The 22,587-nt window shown below is 69.5% G+C and carries 16 protein-coding genes; all 16 read right to left on the reverse strand.

What is annotated here, in order from left to right; translation table 11 throughout:
* Positions 1-24 precede the first annotated feature (24 nt).
* The 16 genes from MYCSM_RS31595 to MYCSM_RS31670 are packed head-to-tail and all read right to left on the reverse strand — an operon-like array spanning position 25 to position 22,584.
* The gene (locus tag MYCSM_RS31595) at positions 25-2,685 is read right to left on the reverse strand and encodes a hypothetical protein (protein WP_015297586.1); all 2,661 of its coding nucleotides are present in this window, start codon (positions 2,683-2,685) and stop codon (positions 25-27) included.
* Positions 2,682-5,459: a hypothetical protein gene (locus MYCSM_RS31600; protein WP_015297587.1), complete on the reverse strand. Its 2,778-nt coding sequence runs from the start codon at positions 5,457-5,459 to the stop codon at positions 2,682-2,684. The genes MYCSM_RS31595 and MYCSM_RS31600 overlap by 4 nt, the downstream gene beginning before the upstream one ends.
* The gene (locus tag MYCSM_RS31605; RefSeq protein ID WP_015297588.1) at positions 5,456-7,864 is read right to left on the reverse strand and encodes a baseplate J/gp47 family protein; all 2,409 of its coding nucleotides are present in this window, start codon (positions 7,862-7,864) and stop codon (positions 5,456-5,458) included. The genes MYCSM_RS31600 and MYCSM_RS31605 overlap by 4 nt, the downstream gene beginning before the upstream one ends.
* Positions 7,861-8,244, reverse strand: coding sequence for a GPW/gp25 family protein (locus MYCSM_RS31610; protein ID WP_015297589.1), 384 nt, complete (start codon positions 8,242-8,244; stop codon positions 7,861-7,863). The genes MYCSM_RS31605 and MYCSM_RS31610 overlap by 4 nt, the downstream gene beginning before the upstream one ends.
* Entirely contained in the window at positions 8,241-8,576 is a 336-nt protein-coding gene (locus MYCSM_RS31615) for a hypothetical protein (protein WP_015297590.1), read from the reverse strand. The genes MYCSM_RS31610 and MYCSM_RS31615 overlap by 4 nt, the downstream gene beginning before the upstream one ends.
* The gene (locus MYCSM_RS31620; protein ID WP_015297591.1) at positions 8,573-9,100 is read right to left on the reverse strand and encodes a phage baseplate assembly protein V; all 528 of its coding nucleotides are present in this window, start codon (positions 9,098-9,100) and stop codon (positions 8,573-8,575) included. The genes MYCSM_RS31615 and MYCSM_RS31620 overlap by 4 nt, the downstream gene beginning before the upstream one ends.
* Positions 9,097-10,221 (reverse strand): hypothetical protein, encoded by a 1,125-nt coding sequence (locus MYCSM_RS31625; protein WP_015297592.1) that lies wholly within the window; start codon positions 10,219-10,221, stop codon positions 9,097-9,099. Before MYCSM_RS31625 ends, MYCSM_RS31620 begins: the two co-directional genes overlap by 4 nt.
* Positions 10,218-10,583: a hypothetical protein gene (locus tag MYCSM_RS31630; RefSeq protein ID WP_015297593.1), complete on the reverse strand. Its 366-nt coding sequence runs from the start codon at positions 10,581-10,583 to the stop codon at positions 10,218-10,220. Before MYCSM_RS31630 ends, MYCSM_RS31625 begins: the two co-directional genes overlap by 4 nt.
* Positions 10,580-11,236 carry a CIS tube protein gene (locus MYCSM_RS31635; protein ID WP_015297594.1) on the reverse strand — a complete coding sequence of 219 codons (657 nt, stop codon included), beginning with the start codon at positions 11,234-11,236 and terminating at the stop codon, positions 10,580-10,582. The genes MYCSM_RS31630 and MYCSM_RS31635 overlap by 4 nt, the downstream gene beginning before the upstream one ends.
* Positions 11,233-16,692: an eCIS core domain-containing protein gene (locus MYCSM_RS31640; protein ID WP_015297595.1), complete on the reverse strand. Its 5,460-nt coding sequence runs from the start codon at positions 16,690-16,692 to the stop codon at positions 11,233-11,235. Before MYCSM_RS31640 ends, MYCSM_RS31635 begins: the two co-directional genes overlap by 4 nt.
* On the reverse strand, positions 16,689-17,768 hold the full coding sequence (locus tag MYCSM_RS35475) for an eCIS core domain-containing protein (RefSeq protein ID WP_015297596.1): 1,080 nt from the start codon (positions 17,766-17,768) through the stop codon (positions 16,689-16,691). The genes MYCSM_RS31640 and MYCSM_RS35475 overlap by 4 nt, the downstream gene beginning before the upstream one ends.
* Positions 17,762-17,989, reverse strand: coding sequence for a hypothetical protein (locus MYCSM_RS31650; protein ID WP_015297597.1), 228 nt, complete (start codon positions 17,987-17,989; stop codon positions 17,762-17,764). Before MYCSM_RS31650 ends, MYCSM_RS35475 begins: the two co-directional genes overlap by 7 nt.
* The gene (locus MYCSM_RS31655) at positions 17,986-19,869 is read right to left on the reverse strand and encodes an ATP-binding protein (RefSeq protein WP_015297598.1); all 1,884 of its coding nucleotides are present in this window, start codon (positions 19,867-19,869) and stop codon (positions 17,986-17,988) included. The genes MYCSM_RS31650 and MYCSM_RS31655 overlap by 4 nt, the downstream gene beginning before the upstream one ends.
* Entirely contained in the window at positions 19,866-21,083 is a 1,218-nt protein-coding gene (locus MYCSM_RS35480; protein WP_015297599.1) for a DUF4255 domain-containing protein, read from the reverse strand. Before MYCSM_RS35480 ends, MYCSM_RS31655 begins: the two co-directional genes overlap by 4 nt.
* The gene (locus tag MYCSM_RS31665; protein WP_041315714.1) at positions 21,080-21,844 is read right to left on the reverse strand and encodes a hypothetical protein; all 765 of its coding nucleotides are present in this window, start codon (positions 21,842-21,844) and stop codon (positions 21,080-21,082) included. Before MYCSM_RS31665 ends, MYCSM_RS35480 begins: the two co-directional genes overlap by 4 nt.
* The gene (locus MYCSM_RS31670) at positions 21,841-22,584 is read right to left on the reverse strand and encodes a T4 family baseplate hub assembly chaperone (RefSeq protein WP_015297600.1); all 744 of its coding nucleotides are present in this window, start codon (positions 22,582-22,584) and stop codon (positions 21,841-21,843) included. Before MYCSM_RS31670 ends, MYCSM_RS31665 begins: the two co-directional genes overlap by 4 nt.
* Positions 22,585-22,587 lie beyond the last annotated feature (3 nt).

Genomic DNA, 22,587 nt, shown 5'->3' on the forward strand with positions numbered 1-22,587 from the left:
CCGCCGGGGCGGTGCTGTTGATGTTCATGACTGCAGGACGATTCCGCTCACCGCGGCCACGCGGACGAACTCGGTGAGCACCGAGGCCACCGCGCCCAGCCGCTGGGGTTGGCGCACCGAGCAGAAGGCGCCCATCTGCGAGCCGTCCTCGGCGCCTTGCGCGATCGGGCGTGCACAGCCGGGGCTGTGCAGGGCCAGGCCGGGGTTGCCAAAGCGCAGGCTGACGAACTCTGGTGTGGGTGCGCCGGGTCCGCCCTGGACGCAACGGAATTGGCGGGGGGTCTGGGAGCCGGCGCCGACGTAGGAGTAGCGGATGCAGCCGGTCTGGCGGCGGTCGGCCAGCAGGGTCCCGGTGATGATGCTGTCCGAGACGTCGGCGGTCTCCACGCGCACGGCGCCCAGCAGCGTGACACGGTTGGTCGTCAGCGCGGGGGCGGGCAGGATGGCGTCAGAGGAGCCGGCGAGCACCGGGGCTGCGGCGTAGAGGCCCAGCGCGCGGGCGGCGGGGCCGTCAAAGAACCGGATGGCTTCGTCCTTGCCGCCGGGGATGACGCGCAACCGCCCGTCGTCGACGACCACCAGCGGAGTCCCGTTACCGACGGCGGCCAGTGCCGTTTGCAGCGCGGGCGCTGCGCCGTTGACCGAGGTGGGCGCCGCGGTCAGGGTCACGTCGAATGCGTTACCGGCTCCCGGGGCGCCCAGGGCGCCGGTCAGATGCGCGGGCAGCGCGGTGCCCAGGTCCAGTGGTTCGGCGACGGGGTCGCCGAGCAGGCTCCACGCCCAGTAGCCGCCTGCGGCTTCGGTGAGACCGAGAAGCGTTGCGGCGGTGTCGGTTTCAGATGCATCCGCGGCGCTGACCGCACCGGTGCCGGGCGCGATGATGACCAGCCGCTGATCGTGAACGAGGACACTGACGGCGGAAAGGTCCACCGATGATGGCGAGGTGGGGTCGGTCATGGCGGCTTGCAGGGCTGCGCGCAGCGCGGCCGCGGCGGACTGCGGCGAGGTCGGCGTGGTGGTCAGATGTAGGTCCAGTGCCGCTTCGACGCCGATCTGCAGCCGCAGCGCCGTGGCGTCGGCGGGCCAGGCGGGGAAGTTCGTCAGTGCGGCCCCGATGAGCGCGGGCTCAGGATGGGCGTGCCCGCCGCGGCCCGATTCGGTGACGATCGAATCTGCCAAGGAGATGGTGACATCGGGCGCCCCGACGCGGATCGGCCCGCTGACGCAGCGCGTCATCATCACGGCGGTGCCCGCGCCTGCGGCGAGGTCGAGCCACAGCGACGGCCCGTCGGGTGTTCGCGGGGTGCCGTCGGGCGCCAGGGTGTAGCCGGGCACCAGCGTGCAGCTGTCCAGGGTGACGCTGGCAGGTGAGCCGGTGATGTGCACCGGCCCGCCGTCGATGAGCAGCCCGGTCAGTGTCAGGTTTGCACCGTCACCGCAGTCGAACGTGGTGGCGGTCGCGTCCAGCACGGGCCAGTTGTCGGTGGTGGCGGTGATGGTGACGTCGGCGTCGGGCCCGATGGCCAGCGCGCCGGCCGGTGCGTAGCGGGTGCTGCCGCGCAGTGCCACGACGCCGCTGCCGTTGGGCAGCTCGCTGATCGCGGCGCCAAGTGTGGCGGCCTGGTCGGGGACGACGACGGGCGGGTGGGCGGCGTCGGTGGCCGGGGCGAGGTCGCGTGAGCCGATCTCCATGGGGCGCGCACGGGTCAGCCGCACCGATACCGGCCCGTCTGGCGCGGTCGCGAATGCCAGCCGGCCGCGGGTCGGGTCGATCGCGATCTTGCCCGGCGGGGGGGTGTTGCGCCAGCCTGCGCCGAAGTCGGCGAGGTCGCAGACGCAGACGGACTCGATCGGCACCGCGGTGTGGTCGATGAACACGCAGACGCTCTGGCGAGCGGCGGTGCCGTAGTAGGCGGCGAGGTCGCGGCGCATCTGCAGCAGACCGATCGGGGCGGTGACGTCTTTGGGGGCCGCGGGGCCCGTCGGGGCGGCGCCGATGTCGTCGACCAGCCCGCCGATGCTGTAGAGCGCGGTGTCGATGCCCAGCGGGTGGAACCGGAAGCGGGTGGCGTCGACGGGGGCCGCGTCGCTGGCGTCCACGGTGGTCACTGGTTCCAGCCGCCACAGGTGGACACCGACGTTGGGGATGTTGTAGCGGCCGCGGTCGGTGGCGATGGAGCGGACGTCGACGAGGTGGGCCAGCGGGTCGAACGGTGTGCCCGACCAGTCCAGCGGCGCCGGGTCGCGCACCGAGACATTGGTGTTCCCCAAGCGCAGGTGGTTGAGGTTGGCGGTGGTGGCCAGCAGCCGGAAGTACTCGACGGCGTGGGCGTTCCAGCCGCTGACGGCCGCGGCGACGCGCTCGAGGGTGGCGATGGTGCCCTTGCCGCGCCGGTAGGAGATGATGTTGCCGATCAGCGCCCGCGGGTGCTGGTTGCCGGGCAGCTGGCGCACGCCGAGCAGGGCCGCGAAGTGGGTCAGGTCGTCGTCGGTGCAGGTCTCGATGAACAGCGAGGCGTAGCGGCGTGCCAGCTCGGACTCGACCTGGGCGACTTCGGCGTCGAGCAGCTCGAGCAGGGCGCCGAGCATGCCGTTGCCGCCGGCCGCCTGCGCGTCGCGCACCAGATAGAACGCCGGTAACAGGTCAGCCAGCGCGCGTCCGTTCGACACGATCGGGCCGGTCACGGTGTCACCACCTTGAGTGTCAGCGAGGTGACGTCGAGGGTGAGCAGCACCGCCGCCGTCGAGGTCGACCCGGCCGGCGGGTCGGGCCGCAGGTAGGAGCGGTAGATCTTGCCGTATTCGGGCTTCCCGTCGACGAGCCGGCACAGGGCGGTGACGTCGGCGGCGATCACCCCGGGCACCGACTGCAGCACGTCGACGATCTCGCTGGACCACACCGGCTGGCCGAGGTCGCGCACGCCGAATGACAACGCGGCCACCACGGCGCGGCGCGCGGCGGCCACGACGTCGGCGGTGATGCGGTCGGGATCGATGCGCAGGTCGGCGCCCACCCGGATCGGCACCCGCTGGGCGGGCAGCACCCGCACGGCTATCAACTCGTCGCTGCCGGCGGCCAACGCCGCGACCAGTCCGGTGTAAACCCCGCTGTCGGTGGTGATTTCGGTGCCGCGCGGCCCGATGACGGTGACCTGGACGCCGCGCGCGGCGCCGACGCCGACGAAGCGGGCGCTGGCCTTGGCGATGCCGGGGAAGGCGCGGGCGAAGTCGGCGTAGTCGACCAGTGACACGGCGCGGCCCAGCGCGCGCACCGACACGGGGGCGTTACGCGAGGCCTCGTCGACGGTTTCGGGGTCGGCACCGCCGCGGGCGGGCAGCGGGTTGATGACGGCACGCACGCCCGGGGGGCGCGAGGCGAGCATGGACAGCTGGCGGGCACGGACCGCGGCGCCGGCGCCGAGCCCGATCCGATAGTCGGCGCGCACGTTGATCACCCCGGTGGGCAGCGGTGACCCGAACTGAATGGTGGTGATCTGTTTGTCATCCTGGCTGACGGTGTAGCCGCGTTCGCCGGGGTCCAGCAGGGCCGCGACGCGGTCGCGGCGCACCCCGTTGACGTAGACGGTGAGCGCCGGCGTCGAGCCCGAGGCGTCGGAGATGTAGGTCAGCGGGCCGGCGGAGAGGGTGAAGACGGGCAGCTGGTCTTGGCCCTGCCCGCTGCCGAGCACCTCGGAGCGGCTTTGGCCGTGGGTGGCCGGGGCGACGTTGGCATTGATGCGCACGCTTTCGCGCGACAAAGCGTCGGGCAGCGGGTCGAGAAGGTCGATAGCGGTCTGCCCGGTCGGCGACAGCTCGTGGCGAACGGCCTTGAGCGCGCTGACGTGCGCGACGGCGAGCCCGGGGTGGGTGGCCGACATGCCGGTGATCGCCACCAGCCGGTCGGCGGCCAACCCGTCGACCCAGTCGTCGAGGCCGATGTTGGTGGCGCCTGCGGGCAGGTCGATGGTGTTGGGCTCGCCTGCCAGCGGCAGTAGTTCGCCGGCCAGATAGACGCTCGTGCCGGCGATCGTGAACTTGGTGAGGTCGTCGTCGGTGACGCGCAGGACGGTCGATTTGCCCGCTACGGTGAACACCGCGGCCGAGCGGGTGTCCACGCCGACGGCTTCGATGAGGCGCCAGACGCCGCCGTCGCGCAGCACGATCGGGCCGGGTTTGGCGGCGCGCACCACCGTGTCGCAGTAGACGTAAACGTCCGTGCTCGACGGTTTGGGGACGACCACCGTGAGGAAGTCGTTGAGCGAGGCGCCGGTCCAGATCGCGTCCAGCGCGGGCAAGTTCGCTCGGATGGCCGGTGGCACAGCGGCTTTGGCCATCGCGGCTTTTTGTAGCGCGGCCGATGGGACGACTTTTTCGGCCGCGGCGTGTGGGGGGGCGACTTTGGCCACGACTGTCTCTGCGCCGGCTCTTGCGACTGCCTTTTCCAGGGCGGACGGTGACAGGACGGCCTTGACGGCGCCGGTTGTCGGCGCGGGCGGGGTCTGCTTAATCGGCGTGGACCCGCCCAAAATGCCGGCCTGCGCGCGGAAAACCAGGACCGACTGCGGTAGTGCCTGTGATGCGCGCAGCGCGGCGAACACGTCGGCGGTGTCGAACCCGCCGTTGACCGCGGCGGCGCGCAGCGCTTCGGTGTCCATAATCGTTGCGCCCTGCGGGCTGAGCGCGCTCAATAGCGGACCGCGCGGCAACGGCGACGGCCACAGGTTTAGGCCGACGGGGACCGGGTGTGCGCTTGGTGTTTCGTCGGGCAGCATCTTCAGCTCGACGCGGGTCCAGCCCCGCCGCGCTGGGATGCCCGCCACGGGGGTGTCGTCGGGGCGAACGGTGACCGCGGTCGCGATGCCGAACGCGTGGCCCGAGGACCCGATCGGCACGAGCATGCCGTCGCCGACCGCGACGTTGGTGGCGGTGCCGGCCAGCAGCACCGATTTCGGCGGGGTTGTGAAGGTTTGCGGACGGGATCGCTTGGGCAGCAACTGATTGAAGGTCGGGCGCGCAGAAATTGCCTGCACCGTTTCGAATGTCACCGACTGCTCACCCGGATTGGGGACGCTGGTGACCGCGGTGCCCACCGGGATCGTGACGACCGGCGCGCTGCCGGCGTCGTCGATGGTGAACGCCAGCGACGCCGACGCGGCGACGCCGGGGTCGGGGCGGTAGCCGACCAGTCGGGATAGTTCGATTAGTGAGCGCAGTTCGCTCGCCAGCCCTAGGCAGGCCTCCTCGTGGTGGCGCGCGGAGTGAAACCCCAGAATCTCGGCGAGCACCGCCCAGGCGTCGGCGAGCGCGAGGGTGAAGTCGGCGCTGCTGCGCGAGCGCAGCGGCGCCAGGCCGTCGAGGATCTGGCCGTCCACCGTCGTGGTGGGGGTGGCCGCGGCGATCTCGGTCTGCAGGCGGGCCAGCACGTCGGCGTAGCGGATCTGCTGCACGTCCTCGCTCATGATGCCGCCGCCAGTTTGATATGACAGGTTCCGCGGTCGGGGAAGTTGGGATCGTTGTCGAGCAGCGGAACCAGTGGTGGGTCAAGGGCTAGCCGGCCGTCGGCCATGACGACCGGGGTGGGGGTGCCTACGGTGTGCAGGTCGGTGATCTCGGCCCACACCACGCCGGGTACCTCGACCGCCGCGGCGATCAGCGGACCTGTGTAGACCGGGGAGCCCAGCGAGAGCCGGTCGGGGTGAAACAGCCCGGGTGTGCCGTCGGGTTGCACGCGCGCGCCGAATAGCCGCCCCAGGGTGGCACGCACCGTCGGCCAGTCGGCGCTCGCGCTCGGGCACACCGTCAGCGTCAGGTCCAGCGGGACGTAGATCGGGTTGCGTACCTCGAGGTCTGAGCACATCATCCGCTGCGGCTCGAGGAAGCCGCGCAGCTTGTCGGCGAAATCGGGGTCGACGCGCGCGCCGCCGGTGCGTTCGACGTAGAGGCAGACGGTATGCCAGCTGCCGGTCCACAACAGTTGGGCGAAAGCCCGTTGCACGCCCGGGAATTGGGTGCAGCGTGCGGCGTAGTCGGCCGGCGTGATGCACCGTCTCTGGGTGCGGAAGGCGAACGGCGCATGCTGGCGAGCGTGGGCGATGGTTTCGGCGTCGACCCCGCCGAACGCGGCCAGCGGATTGCTGACCCGGGTGAGCGCGGGCGCCAGGCCTGCCGACTTGCCATCGTGGATCAGCCGTGTGATGGTGCGCGCGCCGACGTTGCCCAGGCTGCCGTTGCCCACGGCGTAGGAGGCGCGCGGGTTGTCGTGCGGGTCGGGGGGCCTGCTGAACCGAAGCCAGCCGACGCCGGCGTCGTCGACCTCGAGCACGGCCTGCTGGCCGGTCGGGTCGGGATTGACCAGATCGCGCACGATGGTCCAATTCGCCTGGCCGGCGGTCACATCCAGGCACGGGTGGACAGCGCCGATGGCCCAGGTCATGGCCGCCGCCGCCGGCGCGGCGGCATCGGGCAGCGGCGGCCGCTGGCTGACCGGACCCGAGGCCAACGACGGGTAGTCCTGCGGCGCCAGCGCTTCGGTGGTGGCCGCGCCGGTGGCGTCACGGACGTGCTCACCCTGATCGGCGAGCACGATGTTGCCGAAAGCCTTTGCCGCGGGCAGGTTGTCGCCGGTCGGGGTGCCGTCGGGTGCGGTCTTAGGCTTGGTCAGTCGCAGCGCGGACGGCAGGGCGTCGTTGTCGGCCCAGCGCACCTCGGTCACCGCGCCGCCGGGCCCGGGCACCAGCGGGTCGGTGGTCGTCTGGACGAAGGTCAGCCGCACCGGGTGCGCCAGGTTCACCTGTTCGTCGACGTCGTCGGGTGACTTCTGGTCCACAGCGGCCAGCACGAGCACGTCGCCGGGCGCCAGGTTGGGCAGTGCACCGGCCAGTGTCGCGGAGGTGGCGCCGGCGGGCAGCAGGCATGTCACGCCGCTCCAGGTGTAGAAGTCGATGGCGTTGTGCTCGTGGTGGAGATCCTTTGGCGCGGCGATGATCTCGAACACCTGCGCCCCCGACAGCCGCAGCGCTTGGGCTTCTGATGAGCCGGTGTCGACGACGCAACTTTGGCCCTCGGGTCCGGTGACCAGCCGAACAAGATCCGTGCGCTGGGGCGCGGGGATGGCAGGGCCGGGTTTCACGCACAGCCGAACCCAGGCGCGGGCGGTGCAGCCGTCGTGCATGGCGTAGTCGACAAGCAGCGTGTGGCGGCGCACCGAGATGCGGCGGCGCGCGGTGCCCAGGTAGGCCTCCGTGGCCACGGCGTCCTGGATGTAGCTGAGCCGGTCGGCCGCATACGCCAGCAGTTCCAGCAGCGTGGTGCGCACGTCGGCGGGTTCGTCGCCGGTCGAGTCGGGCTGGGTGATGGCGAAGCGGTCCTTGAGAACCCGCCGGAAGGCCAGGTAATCCTTTGCGGTGTAGTCGATGTCGGGGGCTACGACCGCCGGTGCGCCGGGCGTCCAGCTCTCGTGGCAGTCCAGGTCGGTGCCACAGCCGGGCCGGAAGGTGAAGTCGACTTGCGCCAGTGCGGGGTCATAGCCGGCGGGCGGAAGGTCAAGGGGCAGCGAGTCGTCGGCCAGCCGCAGCGTGTACCAGGACAGGTCGCCGATCGCGCTGGTGGTCAGCCGCAGCACATAGGGGTCGGTGGTCTGTTCGACGCGTAGGACGGTGATGCCGCGGTAGCGTTCGCCACCGTCGATGTGCCACAGCCCGGCCGCGGGCACCGGTGCAGCGAACGGTTTGAGGCAGTGCACCAGCAGGGTGCGGCGCGCGTCGGGACCGTTGCCGGTGCCGACCTCGACGTAGTCGATGCCGTTCAGGGCGGCGCTGGCGCGCACCAGGCGCCGCCGCGCAGATGTGCCGCAGGAGAAGATCATTGGGCGCCTGCCGAGCTGAATTCGTCGACCTTGCGGTCGCCGGTTCCGCGGATCAGGTAGGCGACGGTGACGGTGATGGTGGTGTCCTCGGTGGCGACGTCGATACCTTCGACCTCGATCAGGTGGCCCATCCATTGCTGCAGGGCGCCCTGCACGAGCAGCCGCACGGTGGCGGCCAGCTCGCCGCTGCTCGGCGCGAACAGCAGTTGGGGCACACCGCTGCCGAAGTCGGGCCGGTGCACCCGTTCGGCGGGGGCGGTGAACAGCACCGCCCAGATCTGGTCGCGGATCCAGCCGGCGTAGTCGGTGCGGGCAGTGGCACCGCGCGCGTCGATGTGCAGCGGGTCGGCTACGTAGCTCTGCGCGCTGGGCCCGGTCATTGTGCGAGCACCCGTGGTTGTGTGCTGGCGACGATCGGCGGCCCCTGCGGCGCCTGGTCGGGGGCCAGTCCCAGCCCGATCGAGGTCTGCGTGATGACCGGTGCGCCGTTGGCGAAGACCCGGGTCGCGGGGGTGAGCCATTGGATCAGCACGCAGGGGTGGGGTGTGGGCGGCACGAGCTGGAAAACGCAACCGGCGACGATGAATTGGTCCACCATGGTGGCCACCGGCATACCGCTGACCAACACGCGGGGGCTGCCCGGGACGACGGTCACCGGGCCGCCGTGGGTGCAGGTGATGGCCGCGCCGACGTGCACGATGGGTCCGGTCATATGACGGTCAGCGCTCCCGCGTTGATGGTCACCGCGGGCCCGGCCATCACGATGGTGGCGCCCTTGCCGTTGGAGATCGTGATGCCGATGTCGTTGATCGAGATCATCGCTCCGGTGGTGGTTTTGAGCAGGATGCCGCCGGTGGGGCCGGGCAGGTCGCTGATCTGCAGCGTGTTCTGCAGGGTGGTCTGCACGACGTAGTGGTTGACGGTGGCCGGCGCCAGCTGCGCCATCGCAGGCGGTTCGGCGGCCGAACCCCAGTAGCCCCCGGTCCAGATCGGGTAGTTGGGGTCGCCCTGCTCAAATTCCATCCAGACGCCGGCGCCCAGCGGGGGAACCGTCCACTCGCCGGACTGGATCCCAGCGAACGACACGCACGGCATCGCCCACGTCGAGGGCAGCATGCCGTAAACCTGGGGCACCTCGGCCATGATGCGGCCCATCCGCATCGGGTCCTCGACGTTGATGACCGTTCCGCGGTACTTGCCGTAGTAGCGGGTCGGGGAAGATTCGGTTGATGTCATGGCACTACCTTCGGAGTGATCGAGATGAGCCCGTTGCGGGCCAGGGTGAACGACTGGGTGTACTCGCCGCGTTTGATGTTGTGCGTGACGCTTTTGACGTAGTAGAGGCCGTCGTAGGCGGTGCCCGCGCCACGCACGCCGACCAGGGAGCGGGCTTTGAGCACGTGGCCGTAGCGGGCGACGTCGAGCTGGCCTTGGGCCGTGACGGCGTCGGCGGATGCCGACGCGCGCGCGACCGAGCGGCCCAGGGCCTCAACGGGATTGAGTTTCGCGGTGTCGTCGGTCAGGTCCACGCGCAGCGCGGGTGCCGGTTTGATCGCCAGCGGCGGCTTGAGCGGGTCGATGTCGGGAATCGGGATGGGGATGGGCAGTTTGGTCATCTGCTCCTGGATGGTGGTGATGTAGGTCGATCGGGCCAGCCCGTCGTAGCTGAAGTTCAGCGACGTCACGTTGGAGTCGGAATCGAAGTCGACGTTGAGGGCGGGCTGCGGGATGCCGATGCGGATCTCGGGCCCCCAGTAGGCGGTGTTGGTGCCCGGAACCGGGCCGGGGTCTACGTAGAAGACGTAGCCGTTGTCCTGGGCGAGCTTGTTGATGTACTCGAGGTGGGTGCCCTGTTGCATCTCGATGCGGTCGGTGGGCAGCGGGATCGACGGGAACAGCTCGGGGATGACCAGCGGGATCATCCCGAACATCGCGTAGAAGGCGATGATCATCGTGACGCGCCCGGCGGCTGGGCTGGGCGGCATGGGGATGCCCTGCCATTTGATGAGATCCATTGCGACGCTGACGTCTTCGCCGGTGACGGTGAGCACCGACTGACCGATGCTGTCGCTGACGCCGATCTCCTGGCGGGTGATCAGGCCGTCGATCACCGGGGTGGGGATGCCGTTGACGGTAACCACGAGGATGACGCGGATCCCCGGGTCGAAGTAGCCGGCCGGGATCAGTGTGGTCATCAGCAGCGAGGTGCGGCTGACGGCGAATGTCATTTGGAAGCCGGTGCGTTGGCCCGCTGTCACGGTGACTTGCGCGCTCTGGAACGCGTCGACGACTTCGGCGGGCGCGGGCACCGTGACCACCGGACCGATGAGCAGCGTCAGCTGCAGCTTGCTGATCACAGGGGCACACCCCCGGAATCCTGTGGTGCGGTGATGCGCACCCGGCGGCCCGCGTGCAGCAGCTCGTCGGGGTCGCTGATCGCGTTGGCGTCGGCGATGCGCCACCACAGTTGCGAGTCGCCGTAGTAGGTGGCGGCCACGGTGTCGAGGCGGTCCACCGCGCTCATGTCGTGAAACGCCTGGGTCGGCAGTGCGGCGGTGTCGGGGATGAACCGGCGCCGCAGGTAGGTCACAGTGCGGCCGTCGGCGAGAGTCTTTGTGGCGTTGTGGGTTTGGGCGTATCTGCTATCCGGTGGGTAGCCCGGTGGCGGGGTGCCTGCGGTGCCGGGCAGGTGCGGCAGGTTGGCGGCGGGGTTGGTCATGGCAGCCTCCCGATTCCCAGTGCGGCGATCTGGCCGGACGCGCCAGCCGCCAGGCGTTCCTTGGCCTGGTGGTAGGCCATGAACAGCGACGCGGCCCGGTGCCCGAGCGGCACGTCGTTGGTGGTCAGCACCCGCAGGGTCAGCGACACCCGGGCGCGCAGCGGGTTCAGTTGTGGGGTGAACGCTTCCTCGGTGACCGACAGTTCGGTGATGCGCACCGGCAGCACCCGGTTGGCGCCCCAGGTGAACAAGGCCAGCGGCGTCTCAGCCGGGATGATTTCCAGGGTTCCGCTGGCGGCGCTGTCGATGTTGGCTTGCACGGTGGCGCTTTTCGGGTAGACGCAGTCCTCGATCGCGGCGAGTTGCGGGCTGATGCCGTACTGCACGGCCTTGGGGAACGCATCGGGTTGGGCGAGCTGGTCGGCGGCGTCGATCTCGGCTTCGAGTTTGATCGTCTCGATGGGTGCGCCCTTGAGCCGCAACACATCCAGGCGATCACCGGACTCTGCGCCTGCGCCCTGCACCTGCAGTGTCCGGCTCAGGGTGTCGGGGTTGTATTGCAGGACGATGACCCGCACCACGGCTGAGTTGTTGGGGTCGACGAGCACCAGGCCACCGCTGACTGTCTTGGGGGACTGCGGATTTCCGTTCATGCCGCACCTCCGGCAGCACTGACAAAGCCCACGACCCGCCACACAACCCTAACTTGCGCACCGTTTGCTTTACCGGCGGCAAGAACTTCTTGTTCGATGTAAGCGCGCGTTTCGGGCGAAGGCCGCTCCGGGCAGACGATGTGGTAGGTGATCTTCGAATTACGGTACCTCGACGCCAGCGCCGCCAGGGTGCCCCACGACTGCTTCTGCTTGTGTTCGCCGAATTTGCCGTAGCTCCAGTCGCTTACGAGGGTCGCCTCAATCGCGTGGACCTCTGTCGGATGTTCGATCTTGCGGCCGGTGACAGGATCGCGGTCGTACACCTCGGCGACCCAGTCGGGGCGGAACCCACCGGCCTGCCCGGGCAACTTGGCCTTACGCTGCTCCTTTTGCGCGTCGATCGCGACCTGCGTCAGCGACGATTTGGCCCGGGGCTTCCAGGGCACTGTCACGACTGCCTTCTTGCCGGGGAACAATTCCTTCGCGAGCTCGGGCACGAACTCCTGACCGACGGCCTGCTCGTAATGCTTTCCAGAAGTCGTGGCCTGTGGACCGGCGAATGTTCGCACCTCGCTGGGAACCTGACGGGTGGTGATTCCTGTCGGCACGATGCTGATTGAACCGACTGTGACTGTTTGCGGCGGGCTTAGCGAACCAACAACTTTGAAGTCGTGCGACTTTGGGTGCGATTCGAGTCGCAGCTGCTTCCACCGATACTTTCGTTTGAGCAGGAACAGGGATGCCATCAGACGCACGCGACCCACGCCGGCCGATAGCAGTCGCTCGATTGCCTGTCGGGTTTCGCCCGGTGCGCGGCGCCGCAGCTCTTCGGCCTTGCGCTCCTTTTCCTTGCGGCGCTGCTCCTTCTTTGCCTTGTACTCTTCCCACTTCTTCTTGAGCCTGTCTTTGGCCTTGTTCCACTTGTCCTTTGCCGTCGTCTTGACCTTGCTGTAGCCGCGGCCGATCGCCTTCGCGAGCCGCGAGCGGGCGATCGCGCGGGCCAACCGACGCGGATCTACGGCGCGTCCCACTGCACGCACACCTCGTGCGATGGATCGCGGCACCATCGCGCCGACCTTGCGCACACCGCGTCCGATGGCGGCGACAACGCGTTTGCCGCCGCGCACCACCGCTGCGGCACCGCGTTTCACGAGTCCGGCCCCGGCCTTCGCACCGCGCACCAGTCCGCGCCCGACAGCTCGCACGCCGCGACCGATCGCACGGCCCACCTTGCCGAGTGACTTGCCGATGCGCTCTGCCATCTTCTTGAGCGTGCCGCCGACACCTTTGCCGGCTCCTTTGAGGCGGCCGATGAGGAAGTTGGAGATGAAATCGAGCACCGCGACCCCCGCGGCGGCGATCAGCTCGGCGAAAGCGCCTGCGGCACTGCCGGATTTGACGGCCTTGAGGAACGCCATGAATTTCTGGAAGGCGGCAAGGATGCGGCTGGCCGCCCCCCATGCCGCGCGTAGCCCGTCGATGATCAGCATCAGCGCGGCGCCTGCGGGAATCAGGAGGGAGACAAGCTTTTCGATGATCAGTTGGATGAGGATGCCGGGGAGCGCGGCCTTGATGGCGTCCCAGGCCATGCGTGCGATGTCGGCGAACTTGAGGCAACCTTTGAGCAGGATGTTGAGGATCATCTTGCCGACGCCGATGACCTCTTCGACCTTGTCGTTGAACCACTGTTTGACCGCGCGTTTGAGCGCGCCCCACAGGCAGTTGCGCACGCCGTCGATCGCCGCGCGACCGAGGTTCTTCAGCCAGCCGATGGGATTGCCTGCGACGTCCGCGACGATGGCGGCCCACTCGGCGAGCAGGTCAAGGAACGCCTGGGCAGCGTCGAGGGCCGCTTTCACCACCGAGGCAAGCACGTCGACTGCTGCCAGGTAGCCCGCCTGAAGGTACTGCAGCGCGCAATCCAGCGCGGCCGCCAAGCCGTCGAGCAACGCTTGGATGCCGCGCTCGAGAGCATCGGCCGCGTCGTTGACTTTCTGGGTTGCGGTGTCGACGACTTCGGTGACCTTCTCGCGGAACTTGGCGCGTGTCTCGGGGAACGCAGCTAGCACCACGTCGCCGGCGGCGATGATGACGTCTCCGGCAATCTTGATCGCTCCAACAACGGCCTTGCGGCCCAACTCGATTGCCTCGTGCGCGAGTTTCTTGGCGCCGTCGATGGCCTTGCGGACGAGCTTGCGCGCGATGTCGAAGAATCCGGTGATGGCGCTCTTGAGCGCGTCGAAGAAGCTGGCGACCTTGGATCCGATCCAACTGAGGATGCCGCTCTTCTCTTTTTTGGCATCGGCCTTCTTTTCGCGCGCCTTGCGTTCGGCGTCCTCTCGGGCGGTCTTGATTTCGCGGTTGCCGTCGTCGATGTGCGTTTGGGCGGCTTCGTCGGCTTTGCGTTTGTGGTTGCCGATGTCGGTGGTGGCGGTATGCGTCGCGGTCTCTGACTTGTCGACAGCCTCATCGACGGCTTTGTGTTGTTCGTCGGTCCACTGGCCGCGCAGCGTGGTGGAGGTGTGGATCGCGTCGCGGCGCAATGTGACTTGCTCACCGTTGTTTTCGGTGACTGCGTCGTCCATCTTCTGTTTGGCGTCGGCCTGGGCTTGCTCCGTGTCCGCGTCGCGCTTGTCGCGGGCAGCCTGAAAATCGCTGCTAGCCTTGGTGACTCCGGCTTGGATATCACCTTTGCTCTTCTCGGCTGCGATCGCGTCGAGCGCGACTTTCGGATATTTCGAGTTCGCCGCATTGGCTGCGTTGCCCTTTCCCCTGTCCAGGCCGGGGCAGCTGGCACCCTGATCGGGCGCGGCGGTCAGAGTCTTGGGCGGCACGTGGGGTCGGATGTCGGCCTCGCCCAGCGGTGCCGCGGCGTCGTTGGCGCCTTGGGTTGCGGCGTCAGCGATCTGCCCGTCCAGTGCCGCCTTCTGCTTGGCGACCAGCGCCGGGTCGGCGTCGGCCTCTAGCGCCACAGCGCCGGGATCGCCTGCGTCGACGGCCAATTCGGGGTCGCTGACCGGAACCTCGTCGATGCTTTCGGCGACTCTGGCGGCGTCGGCCTCGGACAGTTGTTGATCTCCGCCGAGCCGCGGGGCGCGGACGGTGACCTGTTTGGCCGATGGTGACGGGATCGGGGTGAGGTCGGGGTCATCGGTGGGCGTGCCTGCCGGGGTGTCGACCTTGTCGGGCTTAGCGGGGCCGGTGTAGGGCGTAACGGCGCGCTGCGGGATCGGCGCGCTGACGTCCAGGCCAGCGGCCGCACCTGAGGGGCGGTCCATCGTTGGCGGCGGCATCGCGTCGCGCTGCTTGCTGACATCGGCGGTTGCTGCCGTACCGACTTGCGGTAGCGCGTTCTGCATATCGGTGGCGGGCAGCGACGACACGGTGGCCAGTGCGGCGTCGGGGGTGCTGCCCGAAACATCCGGTGTCGCTGGAGCTTCCGGTGTGTCGCCGCCTGCCGCGCCGCCGCCACCTCCGCAGGCGCCGCTGGGTCCGTCTGCTTCGGATTCGGGTGGTTTGGCTGCTTCTGCGCCGCCGCCCATGCAGGCGGCCGGGCCGCCGCCTTCGGCTCCCTGCGCCTCGGGGCCGGCTTCCTCAGGCTGGCCTTCGGGACCGGCGTTGTCGGCTTCGACGTCGGGTGGGACGCTCTGGGCAGGCGGCGCCTCTTCGGGTGTGGCGGTTTCCGGCGCAGTGGGCTGCGCTGCGGCGGGTTCGGTTGCAGTGCCGACGGTTTCGTCCGCGGCAGTCGTCGGCGGCTCGGTCGCGGTCGGCGACGGCGGTTCAGGTTCGCCTGCCTGAGTCTCGCTGGGTTCGGTTGTTGTGTTTGCGGTTTCGGCTGGAGTGGCCGGTTCGGACGGGCCTGATTCAGCGGGTACGCCGTCTTGCTCGGCGGGCTCGGGGGACGTAGCTGCGGGCTCGGGTGCCGCGCCTTCGGTAGCGGCGGGCTCGGCGGTTGCGCCCTCGGATGCCGCGGGCTCCGGTGCCGCGCCTTCGGCCTCCGCAGCCTCGGGTCCGTCGGTCTCGTTCGGTGCCGCCGGCGAAGCGGCTTGGGCCTCCATGTCGTGGCCGTGTGCCTCCAGCACCGTGCGGTCCTCGGCGTCGGCCTTCTTGTCCTGCGGCGCAGCCTCTTCGGTACTGGGCTGTTCGGCTGCTGCCGGTGCGCCGCCTGAACCCCCGCTCGCACCGGCAGCCACTTCGTTCTTCGCGGCCTCGGGTTCACTGACCCGCGGGTCCGGCGAACCGGGAGCCGACCCGGGATCAGCCGGTGGGCCGCCGGCGGCGTCCTTCGGCGGCTCTTTTTCGGGGGTTTTGAGCCCCACTGGGGCGGGTTTGCCTTCGGCGAGCTGATCTTGCTCGTCGGTGACTGGTGCGGCGGCCGGCTCGTCCTTCTTCTCGGCCAGTGCTGGTGCTGTTTTTGCTGGAACTCTCTGGGCGTCAGGGGTTTTCGTGTCGGTGTGGGCGGTTGCCGAGCGGCTGAGTATCGGGCCGCCGAACAGGAAGCCGAGGATCCCGGCCAGCAGGCCACCACGTTTCTTGGCGCCGTCATAATCATGGGTGTGCGCCTCACCGTCGCCGTGGGTGTGCGTGGTGCCGTCAGCGTGGGTGTGCGTGGTCTCGTCGGTCTGTGCGTGCTCGTGATCTGGCGTGGCCCGTGCCTTTTCGGCGTCGGCGACGTCGTCGGGATCGGCGCCAACAACGGGTGTGGAGATCTCTGCTGCCGGGGCGGCCTTGTCCAGGACCGTCTCGAGTCGGGTGTAGTCGGCGGCCGACAGAGTCGCGCGGGCGAGATCGATGACCTGTTCGCGTACGTCGGGCACCAGCCGGGCCAGCTGGGCGCGCACCCGGCCGTTGCGGTCCTCGGGGTCTAGCCGCAGGGTACGGCTGATCATCCGCAGCACTAGGTCGGCCACCTTGACGGTGCCTTTGGAGCCGGTGGCAGCCCCGCCGCTGTAGCGCAGGGCGGGAAGCTCAAGGGCCGGAAGGGAAACGGCGCCTTGGCCGTCGGTCGGTGCCGGGCCGTCGGGGATTGTCTTGTCGGGCAGCCAGTCTCGCGCCGCGGCGTGCTCGGCGTCGGCTTCATGGCAGGGCACGAGGTGGTCGGGGGCCAGTCCGCCGCGGCGGTTCTGCACCACGTGGGCTGCTTCGTGGGCGAGCAGCCGTCGCCCCGGTTCGGTGGAGACGTCGAAGCGGCCCGCGGCGAAGAACACATGAGAGCCCAGAACGAAGGCTTCTGCGCCCGCGGCGTCGGTGAGCTGGGCGGCTTCGTCGTCGTCGTGGATGCGGATGTCGGCCAGCGTGTGGCCGAGGTGTCGTTCGAGGCTGCGAAGCACCAGCACGGACAGCGGCCGCCCAGCCGATAGCAGGGGGTTGTCCGTGACGGGCGCAGTGCGCCGCGGCGGGTCGGTGCGCCGCTTTTTCGGTGTTCGCGTTTCTCGCGCCGCCGTGGTGGTGGTCATGCGATCGCCTGCCCTTCGGGGGCGATCGGCGGCAGCGCTTCCTGCGGTGCGGTGCGGGGGACATCGGACAAGCCCGCAGGCGGAGCGGCCATCGGCGCAGTCGGCGGTGGCGTGCGACGGCTGGTGCAGTTGGCGACCAGGCCGTCGTAGAACAGGGGTGTCAGCGGCATCAGATCTGGACTGAGCATCTGCGAGACGCGGTACTCGTCGAACGTCATCCAGCGCGTGCCACTGGCGCTGCGCAGCGAGGAGCAGTTCGGGATCCGGAAACTACGTGGGGTGACGTCGCCTTTGGCGACCTGGCCGACGGCGCCGCGCAACATCGCCGGCACCTCCGAGGGAGCGACGACCTTTTCGTCGGCCCCAAACGTGACGGTGTAGGTGCCGTCGGCGTTGCGGCGCAGCCCGCCTGCGGGCTTGCCGACTGCGGGCAGCTTCGGCCCACTGGCGACGACATCGAGGCGCCCGTCCTCGCGCAGGGTCAGGCTGACGCCCGCGACGGTCTGCACGCCGGGAGCCGGCGCGGGCTGGCGATGTACGCCAGCACCGGTTGTCGCGGTGGGGTTTTGGCGTGATCCGGCGATGCGGTGGGCTTCGGTCTCGGCGGCGTCGTTGGGGGCGCTGGCCCGCTCGGGGATGCGTCTGCCGGCGAGCCTGCCCTGCTGCACGGTGTGAACCAGTTCGTGGGCCAGCACGCTGGCACGCTCGCTGGGCGCTGAGGGCATGCGCCGCTCGTCGAGCACGACGTGCTCGCCGACGGTGTAGGCCACGGCCTCGACCGCCCGGGCGCTGGTGGCGGCGCGGTCATCGGAATGTACTCGCACTGAACCGAAGTCGTGGCCGAGGCGGGCCTGCATCAAGCGGCGGGTGGGTTCGTCGAGGGCGCGGCCGGGCTCACGCACGACGGCTCCCACCGAGTCGGGGACCACGGTGGCGGCGGTGTCGAGGCCGGCCGTGAAGCGGTCGACGTGGCACGGGCAGGTGGGTCCGCTGCCGTGCCAGGTGCCGCAGCGATGCACCGCCGCAGGCATCTTGCGGGCCCGGGTGTTTCTCGCGGTGGTGTCGTGGGTCAGCATGCGTGCACCACCTTGGCGTGGACCGCGGCGGCGGTGCGCTTGGCGGCATCGACCGGGGTGGTGGCGCTCGGTTCGGGACGGCCCTTTGGCACCGAGTCGGGGTGCTCGCGCAGCAGGCGAGCCAGTTCTGCGGTGAAAGCGGTTGCGAACGCGGTTTTTTCGTGGGGCTCGATGCCCTCGATCACCAGCCGGTTGATGCGGATCGTGCGCGGCGCCGTCATACCCAACCACCGACCTCGGCCTCCGACAGTGGGCGTTCAAGCTTGGCGCACTCGCGGTGCGCGGCGGCCAGCAGATGCGCCATGCCGACGGCTGTGCCGGCCTCGGCGGCGCGGAAAGCGGCACCTAGCGCGATGTTTCGGATCACTCCACCGGTGACGGCGAGCTGGGCCAGCGCGGCCACCGATACGTCCTCGGTGGGCAGGGTCGGTACCAGCACCCGCTGCCAGATCCGGGTCCGTTCGGCGACGTCGGGGAACGGGAACTTCACGATCGCGGTCAGCCGGCGCAGGAACGCCTTGTCGACGTTGTCTTTGAGATTTGTGGTCAGGATTGCCAGGCCGCGGTAGGACTCCATGCGCTGCAGCAGATAGCTGACTTCGAGGTTGGCGTAGCGGTCATGGCTGTCTTTGACCTCGGTACGCTTGCCGAACAACGCGTCGGCCTCATCGAAAAGCAGCACGCAGCCTCCGGCGTCGGCTGCGTCGAAGACCATCCGCAGGTTCTTTTCGGTTTCGCCGATGTACTTGCTGACGATCTGGCTCAAGTCGATGCGGTACAGATCGAGGTCGAGGGATGCGGCGATGACCTCGGCGGCCAGCGTCTTGCCGACGCCGCTGGGTCCGGCGAACAGCGCACTGACACCGGTGCCGCGTACCCCGCTGCCGGTGTCCATCCCCCAGGTGTGAAAGACGGTGCGGCGGTGTCGAACCATCGCAGCGATCTCGCACAGCAGCTGCTCTTCTGCCGGAGGCAAGACCAGGTCGTCCCATGTTGCGGTGGTGTCGATTCGCATCGCCAACGCGTCGAGCCCGTGGCGGGTGTGGGCTCGGGCAGCCGACCACGCGCTGATGCCGGTGATGTTGGCTTCGGTGGCCGCGGCGCGGATGGTGGCGGAGGTGATGTTGAACTGGTCGGCCAGGGCGGTGACATCGGTATCGCCGATCAGCGACGCGTGCCACACACCGGCCTGCTCGTCGGCGTCCAATGCGGTCACATCGAGGGTGACGCCGCGACCGGTGTGCACCGTCGTCGGCGAGATCACCGCGACCGGTCCGGCCAGTTCGGCCAGCCAGTGCAGCTCGGCTGTCTCGACGGTGGCGGCCCGCACCACGAGCGGGCCGCCGCCCAGCATGCCGTCGCGGTTGACGTAAGTGATGAGCTGTGCCCGGTCGGCGGCGTCGGCCGCTGTCGCTGCGGCGTCGAGTTGTCGTGCGGCACAACCGAGCAGCGCCGCGGCGCGCCCGGCGATCTCGGTGGCCGTCGCCGCGTCGCCGAGGAGTACAACGAACGGCGACGGGCCGCTCCAGAGGTCGGCGAGCTGTCGGGCGCGCGCTTCGTGGCGGGCGGGCAGGGTGTCGGCCGATGCGCTGAGCCGCTGCAGCCGGCCGTTGAGTGCGGTGTCGGGAACGTCGAGGCCGACCAGGAAATGCAGAACGCGTTCGTCGATGCGCAGGGGAGCGCGGGTGAGCAGGGTGACCGCGCCGGTGGCGGCGATGGGCTCGATGAGATGCCAACGGCGCAACGGGGCGTCGGGAGCCAGCGCACTCCAGTGCGCGTCGGGTATCGCGGCCAGCGCCAGTGAGAACGTCGGTTCGGCGCGGGTGGCGTCGCCCGAGGCCGCCGCGCACAGCAGTGGGATGCCGGCGTCCAGTTCGACACCCGCGCACAGCACCAGCACCGCGGTCTCGAACGGGGTCAGCGAGAAGATCTGCTGAAGGAGGCCCAGCGCGCTGTCGGCCGCCACGGGAGCGTCGCTCGTCTTGGGGCGTTCTGTTCCTGCGGCGCGGTCGATGTGGTCCTGCAGGTGGCCACGCACACTGGTCAGCGCGTCGGCCATGGCGCGGCGGTTTACGTCTAGCCAGTCGGTCGGAGTGCTCATGGGATCACCACGGTCGGCTTGTTGAACGGGGCACCCGCCGACGGCTGGGTCAGCGCCGATTGTGCTCCGTCGACGTCGATTTGGACGAGGTATGTGCCCGCGGGTACAGCGCTGGTGTCGAATTCGACTTGCGCGGCCGCGGCGGTGCGGGGCGCGGCGTCGACGGTGAAGTTGGCTGTGCCGTAGAGAAGTAGCTGCACGCGCTGCCCGGGATCCACCGACGGCTCGAGTTGCGCTTCGACGTGATCGGCTGCCGCGGTGAGGGTGCCGAGTTTGGGGGAGACGAACAATGCCAGCGGGTTGCTTTGGTCCGACGTCCGAAGGGCCCCGCCGCCGGACGGGGGGGCCTGGTGGCGGATGCGCAGCGGTTGCAGGCCGGCGCGGGCGGTGGAAGGCAGCACGACGTCGACGGATATCGCGGTGCTCGTCGCCGCGGGCGCCGCGGTGACGTTGGCGCCGAACACCACCTGGGTGCCGCTGCCGAGCAGGTTCGCGCCGATCACGTTGAGCGGCTTGGTGTCTCCCCAGGTGATCCGCTCGGGCGTCACGCTGGCCAGCTGTGGCAGTAGCAGCGAATCGACCTGCAAACCGGCCGGTTGGGTCACCGGCAGCGCGGCGCGCACCGGACCTAGCGGCTGCAGCAGGACAACGGTGATGACGTAGGCGGCTGACGGCCGGTACTTCTCGCCGAGCACCGACCACAGCTTGGAGATGTCGTCGATGCTCATGTTCTCGAATGAGACGGTGACCTGCTCGGGTTGCTGGTCGAGTTGGGCACCGCTGATGAGGGTCCAGATGTCACCGGAGATGCCTGCTGGGGTGGCCTGGCTGTAGTACTTGGTGATCGCGGCTGCGGTCAGCACCGACATGCCGTGCAGCGCTTCCATCGCCGAGCCCATCAGCAGTTCGGCGTGCAGGTCGGTCTTGCAGTGCGCGCTGATCACATAGTGCAGGTCCAGCGCGAGCGGCGGCTGGGTGAGCCGGGTGCCGTTGGCGCTGCGCACCGGCAGGCCCTCGTCGCGCCACCCCGAGTTGAGCGAGGTGCGGTAGAGGAAGACGTTGAGCTGGTCGCCGTCCTCGGTGGTGATCCGGTCGGGGGGCACCGCCGAGATCGCCGGTGTCGAACCGAGTTTGGCCCACAGCGTTGATGTCGCATCCAGCAGCACCGAGCGCAGCATCTGCGTGGTCGCCGCCAGCGCGGCGGTGGTGCTCATGGCGCCTGCCGGGATTGTTGACGGGATTGCAGGTAGCGTTCCAGGCTCATCGGTTCCCGTGGCCCGCTGCGCGGCGGCTGCGATGATTGCGGTGCGCTGGGCAACCGGACGTCGATGCGGTCGATGGTGATCTCAACTGGCGTCTCTACGGTCTGCCGGTGCTGCTGCTGCTCGGCGTCGCTGCGCGCGCGAGACTCGTTGCGGCGGGCGGTAATCGAGACGGGTGGTGTGGCGCTTGTCGCGCTGCGGTGCGTCACGGGCTGGGTAGCCGGGTCGCTGCTGGGTCGCGCGGTGAGCGCTCGCCGTGATTCGGCCGCGATGGCCGGGTCGGCCGACGGGCGAGATCGCGAGCTGGCTGGGGCCGGCGTGGGCTGAGCGGTTGGAGCCGCCGGTGGCATCGCCGCCGATGGTGTTGGCGCAACGGCTGATTCGGCACCAGCGGCGGGAGTCGGTGGTGGTGGTTGTGGTGGGCCGTGTCGGTCGAGTGCGCGGTGCTGAATGGCCCGCGGCGCCGGGGGGCTGGACGCGGCGGGTTGCTGCGGGGCCGGCTGCTCACCGGCGGCGGGTTGTGCCGACGGTGCGGAGCTGCGGCGGTGCGCGCGCGGTGATGGGGCGGCCAGCTCGTCGTCGGGCTCGTCAGGTTCTGCGGCCGTACCGATGCCCGGCTGCAGCTGCGCGAGCAGCAACACGTCGGGTCTGGGCCGCACACTGGAGCGGTCCGGTTCGATGCGCGCCGCCAGGCGCTGGAGGAACCCGGTCATCGAAGCTCGAGATAGGTGCGGCGCCGGGTCGGGCTCAGCGCGAGGATCTGCTGCTCGCTCCAGCCGTAACGGGAAGCCAGCTGGTCGATCTCGGCGATGATCTGCCGTGCGGCGCCGGTCAGTTCGGCGTCGAAGATGGTGGTGATGTCCAGGGGGGCCGACCATTCGGATGCGCATTCGGGGCAGCTGACGCCCAGCCGGATGTCGGCGGCCGGGTCGGCGGCCGCCATCTGCTCGGAGATGGCGGCCAGCATCTCTGGGGGCAGCTCGGCAACGGCGGTCACGCCGTCGGGTTCGATCGTTCTGACGCAAAGCTGGGCGATGCGCACCGCGGGGTCATCGGCGTCGGCGGCGGCGAGGAGGTCGGCGGTAGTCGGCAGGCGATGGCGCACGGTGTAGCCGCCGTGCTGGAGTTCGTATTCCTCGGCGTAGGCGGTGTCCAGTGGGGGCAGCGAGCTCAGGACTGCGTCGATGTCGACATCGACATCGACATCGGCGTCGCACGCCGGACACGAGCTCACACCCGAGAGCCGCGATCCGAAGGTGCCGACACGCAGCGCCAATAACAGTGTGTCGCACCGGCCGACGGGCAACGCCGCGGCATCGACCGGCAGGTCGGTCAGGACCTCACGCAGGACAGCAGCGCTGCGGCCGAGAGGTTCGGTTGCGGCCGCGGCTTCCCACGCGCGAAGAATCTCCTCGCCGCCCAGCCCGGCGAGTGGCGCAGCCCCCGGACGCATCGG

This window comes from Mycobacterium sp. JS623, from assembly GCF_000328565.1.
In the GTDB taxonomy this organism is placed as follows: Bacteria; Actinomycetota; Actinomycetes; order Mycobacteriales; family Mycobacteriaceae; genus Mycobacterium.